Below are 13,639 nucleotides of genomic sequence, written 5' to 3' on the forward strand. Positions count from 1 at the left end.
ATCCTGTCGCTGTTCCGCTGATCCGGCGGCCCGCCACCCGAACCGACGCCGCGCCCCTTCCCGGGCGCGGCGTCACGCTGTCGTCGTCCCGTCGGGGACACGCGCGGCATCGGCGGCTCCACACAAGCTTCGCCCGGCACGGTGTCGGCGACGCATCTTGTGGAGACGGTCGCCCATGTCTGGCATGGCCCAAGCCGAACGCATCTGGTCCAATCTCGTCGGTCTCGGGGTCCGGCGCCTCGCCGCGCTCTCGCTCATCGTCCTCGCCACGCTCGCGGCGGTCGGCGGCAGCGCCTACTATCTCAGCCGTCCGCAGCAGGCGGTGCTCTACTCCGGCCTTGCCAACGAGGACGTCAGCCGCATCGGCGCCGCACTCCAGGATGCCGGCATCCCGTTCGACGTGAGCGCGGACGGGGCGACCGTGATGGTCAACACCGGCTCCACCGCCCGCGCGCGCATGTTCCTCGCCGAGCGCGGCCTACCCCAGGGCGGCACCGCGGGCTACGAGCTGTTCGACCGGGTCGACGGGCTCGGCCTCACCTCCTTCATGCAGGAGCTGACCCGCGGCCGGGCCCTCGAAGGCGAACTCGCCCGCACCATCCAGACCCTCAACGGCGTCAAGGCCGCCCGCGTCCACCTGGTGCTGCCGGAGCGCGGCACCTTCCGCACCGACCGGCAGATGCCGTCCGCCTCGGTGGTGATCCGCGGCGCCGGCCTGGACACCACGGAGGCCACGCGGGCGATCCGTCTGCTGGTATCGGCCGCGGTGCCGGGCCTGACGCCGGACCGGGTGACCGTGCTCGACACCACCGGCCGGACGATCGCCACCGGCGCCGACGCGCTCGGCACCGGCAACAGCCAGATGGCCGACCTGGAGCGCACCGTGGCCGACCGGCTGACGGAGAACCTCCGCCGGACGCTCACGCCGCAGCTCGGCATCGACAACTTCCAGCTGAGCGTCACCCCCGTCCTCAACATGGACAAGCGGCGCACCGAGGAGGTGTCGTTCGACCCGGAGACCCGGGTGGAGCGGTCCGTGCGCACGGTGCGGGAGAACGAGACCGCGCAGAACGCCACCGCCGGCCAACCGACCTCGGTGGCGACGAACATTCCGGCCCCGGCCGCGGGCGGCGGCGGCAACGCCGACCAGTCGAACCAGGAGACGCAGCGGCGCGAGGAACTGGTCAACTACGAGATCGCCTCGCGCACCACCCAGACCACCAGCGAGGGCTATTCGCTGCTCAAGCTGTCGGTCGCCCTGGTGGTCAACCGGTCCCGCCTGGAGGCGGTCGCCGCCGCGGAGAACGGCGCGCCGGTGGAGGACCAGCTGGCCGAGTTGCAGCGGCTCGCCACCACGGCCGCCGGCCTCGACCCGGCGCGCGGCGACCAGATCACCGTGACGGCGGTGGACTTCCTGCCGATCGACCAGCAGCTGACGCCGGTGGAGCCGATCAGCATCGCCGAACTGGTCAACCGGCACCTCGCCGACGTGATCAAGGCGTTGTCCATCCTGATCGTCAGCGTTCTCCTGATCTGGTTCGGTCTGCGCCCCGCCGTGGCGACCCTGATGCCGCGGCCGCAGCCGGCCGCGACGGCGACCGCGTCCGGAACCGCCCTTGCGGCGGCCGGCGAGGGCGGACATGCCGACGGCTCCGCGGCCCTCGCGGTGCCGGAGGACACCCTCTCCCTCCTGGAGGATCTCGCCTCGGCGCCGAACCGCGACAAGATCCACCGGCTGGAGGCGGCCATGCTGGCCGACGAGGAGCAGGCGATGATCGTCCTGAAGCAGTGGCTCTACCAGTGGGGACCGGGCTATGCGGCGAATGCTGATTGATGAACTGACCTCGATCCGGCCGCTGGGCGCGGCGGAGGGGCCGGCGCGACCGGAAGCCCACCCGGATCCAATGCCGCTCGTGGAGGCGGCGGTCGCCGCCGCCGTCGGCGAGGAGCGCGCCCGCGCCGCCGCCGCGGCCGCCCTTGCCGCCGCCGCGGCGGATGAAGCCCGGTCCGCGGCCGTTGAGGCGGCGCGTCGACAGTGGAGCGAGACCGAAGGCGCCAGGCTCGGCCGTGCGATCGCCGACGGTTTCACCGCCCTGGAGCGCACCCTCTCCGACGCCGCCGGCCGCGCCCTGGCGCCCGTGCTGGCCGCGGGCCAGCGCGCTTTGATGCTGGCGGCATTCCAGGACAGCGTTCGGACCCTCCTGTCCGACCCGGACGGCCGCCCGTTCCACATCATCGGCCCGCCCGACCTCCTCGCGGCCGTCGCCGCCGCCTGCCCGGGCCTCGACGGGCGCGCCACGCTGGAGGCCGGAGCCGGTCCGGAACTGGTGGTCGAGGCGGATCCGACCCGTATCGAGACCCGCTTCGCCGCCTGGGCCGACCGGCTCGCCGAAGCGGCGGGAGCACGCTGATGGACAAGCAGGCCGAGATCATCATCCGGCGCCGCGTCGAAGTCGCCGATGAGGGCATCAAGTCCGGCGCCTGGAAGGTGGCGCACGCGGACTTCATGACGGCCATGATGGCCTTCTTCCTCATCATGTGGCTCGTGAACTCCACCAACGAGGAGGTGAAGGTCGGCATCGCCCAGTTCTTCAATCCGATCCAGTTGACCGACATCCTGGCGGAGAGCCGGGGCCTCAACGATCCGGGGCCGCGCTCCGGTTCGGAGAAGTCGGAGGACGGCGGCGGCGAACCCGGACCTGGCGGCGACGGCGGATCGGCCGCCGACAGCGCCTATCCGGAGGGCAAGCTGTTCGAGAGCCCTTACGCGGCGCTCGACACCATCGTCGCCGAGGCCGCCAAAGCCGCCGAGGCGGCCGCCGACGACGGCCGGCCGGCGGGACCGTCCCTCAACCTCCTCTCCGGCCTCACGGTGGGGCCGAGCGGTACCCAGGCGCGCGACCCGTTCGACCCGATGTCGTGGACGCGCCCGGTTCTGAACGGCACCGGACAGGACACGCCGGCCGAGCGGCGCCCCGGCGGCGGCGTGGTCGCGCCCATGCCGGGCGAGCCCGGCAAGGTGCCGTCGTCGGCCGAGCGGACCGGCCCGACGGACGGACCGGTGGAATCGCCTCACCCGCAGACGGGCACCGAGACGCCCGATGCCGCCGCCTTTCCGGACACGCCGCCGGTTGCCGGGACGCCTCCCGCGCCAGCGGCTGCGAAGGAAGCGGCGCCCGGTGAAGCCGAAACACGCGAGGCGGCGTCGGGCGAAGCGGTGAAGGACCAAGCGGTGGCGGACCGAGCGGTGAAGGGCGATGGCGTGGCGGGCGAGGTGGCGCGGGATCCGGCGGTCGCCAAGGGCCTGCCGGCCGAGGCTGGCGCGACGGTCGGCGCGCAGACCGGCCCGGCGGGCGCCGGCAACGCGCAGGAGGCCATGGCCGCGTCGGTCGCGGAGAACATCCGCCAGCTCACCATCGCGCTCGCCGACGTGAAGGACGGCAACGGCCCGCTGGTGGCCTTGGAGGCTGTGGAGGGCGGCGTCTTGATCAATCTGACGGAACGCGAGACACGGTCCATGTTCGGCAGCGGCTCGGCCTCGCCGTCCGCCGACCTCATCGCGGTGATCGACCGCATCGCCGCCGTGGTGAAGACCACCGAAGGCATGGTGGTGGTGCGCGGCCACACCGATGGCCGGCCCTACCGGACGAAGGCCTACGACAACTGGCGCCTGTCCACGGCACGGGCCCACATGGCCGCCTACATGCTGATCCGCGGCGGCGTGCCGGAGGCGCGGATCGACCACATCGAAGGCCATGCGGACCGCAAGCTCAAGCGTCCGGACGATCCGGGCGCGGCGGAGAACCGGCGGATCGAGATCCTGGTCCGGACACCCGCCCCATGACGCCCGCCGTTCTTTCGACCACGGGCCTCGGCCGACCCGTCGCCGTCGCACCCGACCGTGCCCGGTGGCGCGCGGCCGCCGTCCTTGCCGGACTGCTCGCCGTTCTTCCGCCGGCCCTTGCCGAGAGCCCGCCGGCGGTCGGCGGACCCTACCGGGTGCCGCTGCTCGCCATGGATCCGGACGCGGTGCAATCCTTCGAGGCCGAGGCGCCGCCCTGGTCGTCGGCGACGGCGCCGCGGACGGGGGCGGACCTCACGGCGGCCGACCTGGTCTGGCCCACCCTGGAGCTCGACCTGACGGCGACGGGCTCCACCTGGTCGCTGCTCTCCGGCGAGGCGGCCCCGGCGGAGGCGGCCACCGAGCCGGAACCCTCCTACCCCTTCCCGCAGCCCTATCAACTCATCCGCCGCGTGCTCTGGATGCAGGAGCGCACCGCCCACGGCGACGCCGCCGCCTATCAGACGGTGCCTGCCGCGCTGGAGGCGTTCGGCCTCGCCCTCAAGGGCATGCCGCCGCAGATCTGGAAGGATGCTCGCAACGCCCGGGCCGTGGCCGCCTACATGATGGCCGGAGGGGCGGCCGAGCCGGTGAAGGCCCTTCTGGCGGCCGGCGTAACCCTCGACCTGCCGGAGGGGCTCCTCGACGGTCTGTTCGCCTCGGCCGACGGCCGCTACGAGGACGCCCGCGCGGACCTGGCAGAGGTGCCGATGGCGGGCCTGCCGCCGCTCTTCGCCGGCCAGCTCGCGCTTGCCCGCGCCACCCTGTCGGCCCTGGCGGAAGTCGACGAGGGCGCGCCGCTCGATGCCGCGGCGCTCTACGACACCGCACGGCTCAGCGTGCCCGGCTCGCTGATCGAGGAGGCGGCGCTCCGCCATGGCGCCATCCACGCGGGCCGCCAGCAGCGCTACGACCGGTTCCGTGTGCTCGCCCAGCTCTACATCCGCCGCTTCGGCGGCTCGCTCTTCTTCGGCGAGTTTCAGCAGCAGGCCGCCGTGATCGTGCTGCAGCTCGACACCAACGCGGTGGAATCCCACCTCGACGAGATCGGCGGCGTCACCTTGGGCTTCGACCCGGTCTTCCGGCGCGATCTCTACCTGCTGCTGTCGCGCCGGGCGCTGATCGCCGGCAACATCGGCATCGCCCGCGCGGCCGGCGACGTGGCCCTGGACCTCGTCGGCGAGGATCCGCCGAGCCGGGCGCGGGCGCTTCTCTACCACGGCGCCGCCCTGATGCTGAGCGGCACCATGGACGCCGCGCGCCGATCGCTGGAGGCCGTCGACATGGACGTCCTGCCCACGCGCGACCACGACCTGCGCGCCGCGGTGCTGGCGCTTTCGGTGCCGCTGTTCAGCCACAAGGACGCCGGACACGACGGCGACACGGCGCTTCTTGCGGCGGCGCACGCGCGCATGAAGCATGCCGACCCGTTCCATTCCGCCGTGCCCGACCGCCTGGCCGCCGCCGTGACGGCGGCAACCGACACGCTGAAGGAGGCCCGCGATGGCCGCTGACACCCAATCGCTTCCGGTCCAGCCTGCCCCTCACGGCCGCGCGGGGAGCGGCGGCCGGCCGATCGGATCAGCCGTCGACGGCGGTGCCTTCGAGGCGACGGTCGCGGACGTCGCCGCCGAGGACGGCGGCTCCGGCAGACCCGCGGCAGCGGATCGGGACTTGGCCGCCCGCCCGCCGGCGGAGGGCGCGCCGGGCGGCGCGCCGACGCGCTACAAAGCCGCCGGCGCCGCCGTCGGTGCCGGCGGGCCGCACGCGCTGACGGCCGATCGTGACGGCCGCGGGGAGCCGCGCATGACCGGCGGTCCCGTGATGGAAAGGATGCGCCTTGCCCGATCGGCCGGCGGTCCGGACGGTTCCGAGTCTCCCGCCGAACAGGCCGCTGGGCGCGAGGGATCCGCCGACGGCGGCGCGACACGGCGCCTGCCTGGCACCGGGGTCGCGGGGGACCTGTCCTTGCCGGCGAGCGCCGGGGAGTCTCCGCCCGGTGAGCCGGAGGGCGGCACCGGGACCGACCTTTCGGGCGCGCTCGGAGGTGCACCGGTCCTGTCGGGTCTCACTCTGTCGGCAACCGCACGGGCATCCGGCGAGCCGTCCGACCGAGGGCAAGGCCAAGGCGCCGACGGTGCGGCCGCGTCCCTGCGGACGGCCGCTCACCTGCCGGGGATTGGCGCGGACGGCGAGCGCCGATCCGGCGGCGCTTCACCCGGCACCGCGGCGACGGCGTTCGCGACCATGGACGGATCGTCCATTCCACACGGATGGGCCTCGGACGCCGCCGCGCCGGACCTCGTCGCGCCGGACCTTGCCGGGCTGAAGGCCCTTCTGGCGGCGCCGCCGTCGGCGCGCGAACGCACCGGCGGGACCCTCGCGCCTCCCCGGCCCGGCGACGCGGCGCGGCTGGCGGTCCTGCCGGCCCGGTCGAAGCCGGACGCGGACGCGGGCGCGGTGCTCCAGGCGCTGCAGTCCGTGGCGCGCGGCCGGGCCGATCCGACCTCGCCGGAGATTTCCGCACCGCTTGCGGCCATGGCCGAGCGGTCCGACCGCGCCGCGGCCCCGGAGGGTTCGACCGCGCGGCCGGATCCCGGCATGTCGCCATCGGGTGTCGCGCTCGACGGCCGCTTGCGGACCGACGGCGGCGCCGGCCTGTCGCGGGTGGCGAGCCGGATCGGGCCTGCCGTGGCGGCGACGCTCGCGGCGTCCGCCGGGCCGGACGCAATGGAGCGCTTCCAGGCCAAGGTGCTGCGTCAGGAGACCCACCTGCCGGTCCTGGTGGAGCTCTCCGTCGCCGGCCAGCAGGTGGCCGACGCCCTCCAGGGCCTGCCGTCGCCGAGCGGGCCGACGGCGACCGCCGGGGCCGATCCGGTGCGCGTCGACCTGACGGCCCCGCCGTTGCACGTGCTGGAGATCCAGCTGCAGCCCGAAGAGCTCGGCTCCGTGCGGGTGGAGCTTCGGGCCGCCGGCGACCGCCTCGCGGTGCGCATCATCGCCGACGAGCCGGAGACGGCGCGCCTCTTGACCGAAGATGCGAGCGCCCTCGGGCGCAAGCTGGAGGCGGCGGGCTACACGGCGGACGGGCTTCTCATCCAGGTGGTGAGCGACGCCGGCCTGCCGCGCCTGCCGGTGTCCTCCACCGGGGCGAACGGCAACCCGGCGGCGAACGGCGGACAGGCACAGGCAGGCAACGGGCAGCCCGGCGGCGGACAGCCGTCCGGCGGCCCGGGCCAGGACGGGAGCGGACGAAACGACCATGCGCAGCGCGACGACACGTTTGATGGTGGCGGCACTCCTGGCGATGGGGGCGTCTGGCTCTGAGGCCGCCGAAGGACGCGCCGACCGGCCGGACGCGGTGTGCGAGCGCGAGATGATCGCTGCCGCCGAGGAGACCGGCGTGCCGCTCGGCGTGCTCTACGCTGTGGGGCTGACCGAGAGCGGCCGCAAGAACAGCCTGCAGAGCAACGCCCTCAACGTGGAGGGCACGTCGGTTTTCCCGGCGGACCGGGCGAGCGCCATCCGGCGCGTGCGCGACGAACTGCGGCGCGGGCGCAAGCTCATCGACATCGGCTGCATGCAGATCAACCACCACTATCACCGGCAGGAATTCGCCTCGCTGGAGGCCATGCTGGAGCCGCGCGAGAACGTGCGCTATGCCGCCCGCTTCCTGAAGACGCTGCGCAAGAGCCACGGCAACTGGACCATGGCCGTCGCCCGCTACCACGCCGGACCGAACAACGATCCGGCCCAGAAGCGCTACGTCTGCCTGGTGATCCGCAACATGGTGGTGTCCGGCTTCGGCAACTGGACCCCGGCCGCCTCGGCCTTCTGCCGCTAACGGCGTCTCGACGCTGTCGCCATTGCCGTGCTTTGCTCCTGGCGCCGAACGGCAATCCGCCCCCGAAGGGAGCGGGCAGGTCTTCAAGAGGAGCAGTTCCTGTCATGCGCACACCTCTGATTCTGCGGTCCGCGGCGGCGACGCTCGCGCTCGCGACCGTGTTGGTCGTGCATCCCGCGCTCGCCGAAACGGTCACCTTGCGCTTCGTCCAGACCAACGACCTCGACAAGATGGAAGAGAAGGACGGCCGCGGCGGCGTGGCGCGTCTGGCAGCGGCCGTGAAGGCCGAGAAGGCGAAGCCAGGCACGACCTTCTTCGTCCACGCGGGCGATGCCATCTCGCCGTCGCTGCTCGCCGGCATCGACAAGGGTGCCCACATGATCACCCTCCTCAACGCCATGGGGGTGGACGTCTTCACCCCGGGCAACCACGAGTTCGACTTCGGCGACACGGTCTTCGCCGAGCGGATGGCCGAGGCCACCTTCCCGATCGTGTCGTCGAACGTGCGCGGCCCCGACGGCGGCCAGCCGGCGGACACCGTTCCTGAAAAGATCGTCGAGGTCGGCGGCGTGAAGGTCGGCTTCTATGGCCTCACCACCGAAACCACCGTGGAGGTGGCGAGCCCCGGCGCCATCACCTTCGCGCCGTCGCGCGACGTGGCGGCGGAGAAGCTGAAGAGCCTGCGCGACCAGGGCGCCGACTTCGTGGTGGCGATCGCCCACGAGGGCGTCGACGTCGACCGCGACCTCCTCGCCGGCGGCATGGCGGACCTGATCCTCTCCGGCCACGACCACGACCTGACCGTCTCCTACAACGGCAAGGCCGCGCTGGTGGAATCGAGCTCGCAGGCGGAATACGTGGTGGTCACCACGGTGACGCTGGACAAGACCGAGAAGGACGGCAAGGTCTCCGTCGAATGGCGGCCGGACTTCGACGTGATCGACAGCGCCACCCTCACGCCGGACCCGGAGATCGGCGCTCTGGTGAAGGGCTTCGAGGACAAGCTCGACGCGGAATTGAACGTGGAGATCGGCAAGACCGAGACGCCGATCGACAGCCGGCGCGCCACGGTGCGGGGCACCGAGGCGGCCATCGGCAACCTGATCGCCGACGCCATCCGCGAGGCGGTGGAGGCGGACGTCGGCATCGTCAACGGCGGCGGCATCCGGGCGGACAAGGAATACGCGGCCGGGACCGTGCTGACCCGCCGCGACATCCTGTCCGAACTGCCGTTCGGCAACCGCACGCTGAAGCTCGGCGTCACCGGCCAGCAGCTCTGGGACGCCATGGAGAACGGCTTCAGCCAGGTGGAGAAGGGGGCAGGCCGCTTCCCGCAGGTGTCCGGCCTGGTGGTCGAGGTGGATCTGAAGGAGCCGGTGGGCAGCCGGGTGAAGAGCATCGTCATCGCCGGCGAGACGCTGGACCTGACGAAGCGCTACACGCTCGCCATCAACGACTACGCAGCCGCGGGCGGCGACGGCTACGCCATGCTGCGCGGCTCCGAGCTGCTGATCCCGGAGGCCGCGTCCGTCCTGATGGCGAGCCAGGTGATCGACCATATCGCCAAGACGGGCAGCGTCGCCCCGAAGGTGGAAGGCCGCATCGTGATCCGCTGATCGCGGCGGTTCCGATCCGGCGGCCACGGATGTCGCGATCCGCGGTCGCCCAGCCGGTCACGCAGGGCCGGATTGGTGTGCACCATCCTGGCCGCGCCTCCTTGTCGGGGGCGCGGCCTTTTTCGTGACCGATCGAAGCACGCAGAGACGAAGACGTGCCGCACCGCACAAGAATTTGCCTCGCGCTGCACAGTGGCGCGCCGCCTGTCCCTGTATTCGACCGGATCCGTTTACCGACCGTCAAGGATAACGGCACAGGCTGTTTCATTGCGAAACAGAGATATGCTTAACGCCCCGCTGTTTCGTCTGGCCCGGGACTTGCGAGGAAGTGACCTCGGCGGACCCCGCCGCTTTGTCATTCGTTCTGACCCGACGAGGCCCACCATGGAAGAACTTCGCGAAATCAACCCGGCCCGCATCCTGCCGACCCAGTCGGTGCCGAAGGGCTTCGCCGCCGCCCAGCTGGGTGCCCGCACGGTGTGGTACGGCCCGCTCTATCAGGTCGCCGAAGCGCCGGCCGACAGCGCGCTGCTGGTCCACCCGCAGGACGCCAAGGCCGTCCGCGCCGCCGACTGACCGGCCGCGCGCCCCCCCTTCTGTCCGGCGCCGGCGACGGGGCGGCGGACAGAGCCGGGGAGACGCCTGCCGGACGGTTCGGTTCCGGCAGGATGTTTTTTTCGCGGACGGTGGAACAAGTCGCCGCCGCCGGCGTTTAGACGGTCACCTTTGCGGTGACTGTCAGCGCCGGATCAGAATGCACGTCGGGTCGCACGACCGGTTTCTCGTTATCCTGTCGGTGCTCATCGCCATCGCGGCCGCCTACACGGCGCTCGATCTGGCGGGCCGCATCCGTGCGTCCGACGGCATCGCCCGCAAAGCCTGGACAGGCGCGGCCGCCGTCGCCATGGGCGGCGGCATCTGGTCGATGCATTTCATCGCCATGCTGGCCTTTCACGTGACCGTCCCGGTTCTCTACGACGGACCGCTGACGCTGGCCTCGCTCCTCCTTGCCGTGGCGGCGACCGGGGCCGGGTTCATTGTCGCCAGCGGCGGCACGACCGTCCGCATCGCCGCCGCCGGGCTGCTGATGGGGTTCGGCATCGGCACCATGCACTATCTCGGCATGGCGGCGATGCGCATGGACGCGGTGGTGTCCTACGACACCCGGCTGGTCGTCCTCTCGCTTCTTGTCGCCGTCGGGGCATCCACCGTCGGGCTCTGGACAGCGTTTCGCGCCACGCGCGCGAAGGGCCGGATCCTGGCGGCGACCGCCCTCGGGGTCGCGGTCTCGGGCATGCACTACACCGCCATGGCGGCGGCGACGTTCACGCCCACCGGCCCGACCGGCGCGGAGGACGGGCCGGTCTCCCTCGTTCAGACCCAGCTTGCCGGCGGCGTCGCGGCGGCGACCCTCGTCATCCTGCTCCTTGCCTCGGTGGCGGCCCTCTTCGATCGCCGCTTCGGGATGCTCGCCGAGCGGGAAGCGGCGGCGCTTCGGCAGAGCGAGGCGCGGTTTCGCGCCCTCTACCGGGAAACGCCGCTGCCGCTCTACGCGCTCGGCCCGGGCGGGCGCATCGACGAGGTGAGCGACGCCTGGCTCGCCCTTCTCGGCCTCGACCGGGCCGCCGCCCTTGGCCGGCCGCTGACCGACTTCATGGAGCCGGCCTCGGCCGCCGCCTACCGGACCCGCACGCCCTCGCCGCCGGCCGGACCGGCGCCGGCCGACGGGAACCGCGTGGGCGAGGAGGCGGAGTATTTCTTCCGCACGGCCGACGGCCGCATCCTCGACGTGGCGGTGCACGAGCGGGAGCACGACGCCGGCCTTGACGCGCCGCGCATCCTCGGCGCGCTCCGAGACATGACGGAACGCAAGCGCCTGGAGGCGGATCTCCGGCAGGCGCAGAAGCTGGAGTCGATCGGCCAGCTCACCGGCGGCATGGCGCACGACTTCAACAATCTCCTCGCCGTCATCATCGGCAACATGGACCTGCTCGCCCGACGGGTCGGCGACGACGAGCGGTCCCGGCGCATGGTGGAGAGCGCCACCGCGGCGGCGACGCGCGGCGCGGCCCTGACCCAGCGCATGCTGGCCTTCGCCCGCCGCCAGGACCTGAAGCCGCAACCGACCGACGTCGCCGCCCTGGTGCACGACATGGGGGACCTCCTGGTCCGATCGCTCGGCCCGGAGATCCGGCTGGAGCGGAGCCTTCCGGCGGACCTGCCCGCCGCCATGGTGGACGCCAACCAGTTGGAGATGGCGCTCGTGAACCTGACGGTGAACGCGCGCGACGCCATGCCGGACGGCGGCACCGTGACCATCGCCGCCCGCCACGCGGCCGCGCCGCCCGACGGCGACCCGGCAACGGGCGACGGCTTCGTGGTGGTGAGCGTGACCGACGCCGGCGCCGGCATGGACGCCGCGACGCTCGCCCGGGCCGTCGACCCCTTCTTCACCACGAAGGGGATCGGCAAGGGCACCGGGCTCGGCCTCTCCATGGTGCAGGGGCTGGCGGCCCAGTCGGGCGGACGGCTGCGGATCGAGAGCGCGCCCGGCGCCGGGACCACGGCGGAGCTCTGGCTGCCGGCGGCGGACGTGCCCGCGGTGCGGCCCCTCGCCCCCTCGGAGCCGGCGCCGCCCGCCGGCATCGACCGCCCGCTCCGCGTCCTGGTGGTGGACGACGATCCTCTGGTGCTGATGGGCACCCTCGCCATGCTGGAGGATCTCGGCCACACGGTGATCGAGGCGGAGTCCGGGGCGACGGCGCTCGACCGGCTGAGGACCGGCGCCCGGCCGGACGTTCTCGTCACCGACTTCGCCATGCCGACCATGACCGGGCGGGACCTGATCGACGCCGTCCGCCGGATCCATCCGGGCCTGCCCGCCGTGCTGGCGAGCGGCTACGCGGACCTTCGCCGCGCCGACGGGCTGGACGCGGTGCACCTGCCGAAGCCTTTCCACCAGGGCGACCTCGCCCGCGCGCTCGCCCAGGCGGTGCGGCGGAGCGTGGAGACGGCGGACGCCTGATCGCTGGCGCGTTGCTCGAGGATCGTGATCCAGGGTCGTGCTTGACGGCCCTTCCGAAGCGGTCGGGACGGGGATGGTCCGTCAGTCCGGACGCAGGCTCGCCACCAGGGCAGGCAGGTCGCCGAGGGTGTCGACGCGGCGAAAGCGCGGCGCGTCCTCAGGCGCTTCGGCATGCTCCAGCGCCCAGGTGAGCGGGTGCGGCACGTGGACGCCGTAGGCGCCGGCCGCGAGCGCCGGCAGCACGTCCGACTTCAGCGAATTGCCGACCATCAAGGCCCGCTCCGGACCGTCGCCGTGGCGGCGGAACACCCGGTCGTAGACCGCGGGCGTCTTCTCGGAGACGATCTCCACCGCGTCGAAATAGTCGCCGAGGCCGGACTGGGCGAGCTTGCGCTCCTGGTCGAACAGGTCGCCCTTGGTGATGAGCACCAGCCGGTGGTCCGGCTTCAGCCGCTCCAGCGCCGCGCGGGCGTGCGGCAGCGGGTCGATCGGGTGGGAGAGGAGATCGCGGCCGATGGCGAGGATGCGGTCGATGACGTCCACCGCCACCTTGCCGTCGGTCACCTCGATGGCCGTCTCGATCATCGACAGGGTGAAGCCCTTGATACCGTAGCCGTAGAGCTTCAGGTTGCGCCGCTCCGCTTCGAGGAGGCGGCCGGAGACCACCGGCGCCTCGCCATGTTCGGCGAGGAGGTCCGTGAACCGGGCCTCGGTGAGCTTGTAGTAGTGCTCGTTCTGCCAGAGCGTGTCGTCGGCGTCGAAGCCGAGGGTGGTGACGGCGTGCGGCATGGACTTCGGCCCTGGTGGATCGCCCCGCCGGCAGCGGGACGGGACACCAGCCTAGCGCCAAGGCCGTCCGGCGACCAGAGCGCTTATCCTCCTTCACGGAGCCGTCAGGTCGACAAGAAATCGCTTAAAATTCAAGGACCTGGAGCATTCTCTCTTCGATCAAGTCGTGCAACTTGATCGGAGAATACTCTAGCCCTCAGCGCACCACGACGCCCTTCCAGAAGGCGATCCGGCCCTTGATCTCGGCGGCGGCCGGCTTCGGATCCGGATAATACCACGCCGCGTCCGGGTTCTCCGCGCCGTCCACCACCAGGGTGTGGTAGGAGGCCGTACCCTTCCAAGGGCAGACGGACGTTCGGGCGCTCGGCTTCAGAAAGCGCGGGTCGACCGCCTCGGCGGGGAAATAGTGGTTGCCCTCCACCACCACGGTCGCATCCGAGGAGGCCACCACCGTCTCGTTCCAGATCGCCTGAACCATCGCATCCTCCCGGTCTTCGCCCGCGGCCCTCCGGTGGGACAGGCGG

Annotated in this window: 11 protein-coding genes; 9 read left to right on the forward strand and 2 right to left on the reverse strand. The window is 72.3% G+C overall.

What is annotated here, in order from left to right; genetic code table 11:
• Positions 1-175 precede the first annotated feature (175 nt).
• From fliF to BUQ68_RS21740, 9 genes are all read left to right on the forward strand, one after another.
• A complete protein-coding gene (fliF, locus tag BUQ68_RS21700; RefSeq protein ID WP_075218131.1) occupies positions 176-1,834 on the forward strand; it encodes a flagellar basal-body MS-ring/collar protein FliF in 1,659 nt (552 codons plus the stop codon).
• On the forward strand, positions 1,824-2,411 hold the full coding sequence (locus BUQ68_RS21705; RefSeq protein WP_139315297.1) for a hypothetical protein: 588 nt from the start codon (positions 1,824-1,826) through the stop codon (positions 2,409-2,411). The genes fliF and BUQ68_RS21705 overlap by 11 nt, the downstream gene beginning before the upstream one ends.
• A complete protein-coding gene (locus BUQ68_RS21710) occupies positions 2,411-3,844 on the forward strand; it encodes a MotB family protein (protein WP_075218133.1) in 1,434 nt (477 codons plus the stop codon). The genes BUQ68_RS21705 and BUQ68_RS21710 overlap by 1 nt, the downstream gene beginning before the upstream one ends.
• Positions 3,841-5,355, forward strand: a complete 1,515-nt coding sequence (locus BUQ68_RS21715; protein ID WP_075218134.1) for a hypothetical protein — start codon at positions 3,841-3,843, stop codon at positions 5,353-5,355. The genes BUQ68_RS21710 and BUQ68_RS21715 overlap by 4 nt, the downstream gene beginning before the upstream one ends.
• A gap of 733 nt (positions 5,356-6,088) precedes the next feature.
• Positions 6,089-7,168: a flagellar hook-length control protein FliK gene (locus tag BUQ68_RS23465; RefSeq protein ID WP_139315298.1), complete on the forward strand. Its 1,080-nt coding sequence runs from the start codon at positions 6,089-6,091 to the stop codon at positions 7,166-7,168.
• On the forward strand, positions 7,125-7,685 hold the full coding sequence (locus BUQ68_RS21725) for a transglycosylase SLT domain-containing protein (protein WP_075218136.1): 561 nt from the start codon (positions 7,125-7,127) through the stop codon (positions 7,683-7,685). Before BUQ68_RS23465 ends, BUQ68_RS21725 begins: the two co-directional genes overlap by 44 nt.
• Positions 7,686-7,789: 104 nt before the next feature.
• Positions 7,790-9,301 carry a bifunctional metallophosphatase/5'-nucleotidase gene (locus BUQ68_RS21730; protein ID WP_083656803.1) on the forward strand — a complete coding sequence of 504 codons (1,512 nt, stop codon included), beginning with the start codon at positions 7,790-7,792 and terminating at the stop codon, positions 9,299-9,301.
• 384 nt (positions 9,302-9,685) lie between these two features.
• Positions 9,686-9,877, forward strand: a complete 192-nt coding sequence (locus BUQ68_RS21735; protein WP_075218137.1) for a hypothetical protein — start codon at positions 9,686-9,688, stop codon at positions 9,875-9,877.
• Positions 9,878-10,055: 178 nt separating this feature from the next.
• Entirely contained in the window at positions 10,056-12,326 is a 2,271-nt protein-coding gene (locus BUQ68_RS21740) for an MHYT domain-containing protein (protein WP_075218138.1), read from the forward strand.
• Between the two features lie 81 nt (positions 12,327-12,407).
• Here BUQ68_RS21740 and BUQ68_RS21745 read toward each other — a convergent pair whose 3' ends face one another.
• Both BUQ68_RS21745 and BUQ68_RS21750 read right to left on the reverse strand, forming a co-directional pair.
• Positions 12,408-13,115, reverse strand: coding sequence for an HAD family hydrolase (locus BUQ68_RS21745; RefSeq protein ID WP_075218139.1), 708 nt, complete (start codon positions 13,113-13,115; stop codon positions 12,408-12,410).
• Positions 13,116-13,311: 196 nt separating this feature from the next.
• Entirely contained in the window at positions 13,312-13,593 is a 282-nt protein-coding gene (locus tag BUQ68_RS21750; protein WP_075218140.1) for a DUF427 domain-containing protein, read from the reverse strand.
• Between the last annotated feature and the right edge of the window lie 46 nt (positions 13,594-13,639).

The organism is Mongoliimonas terrestris (genome assembly GCF_001927285.1).
Taxonomy (GTDB): domain Bacteria; phylum Pseudomonadota; class Alphaproteobacteria; order Rhizobiales; family Pleomorphomonadaceae; genus Chthonobacter; species Chthonobacter terrestris.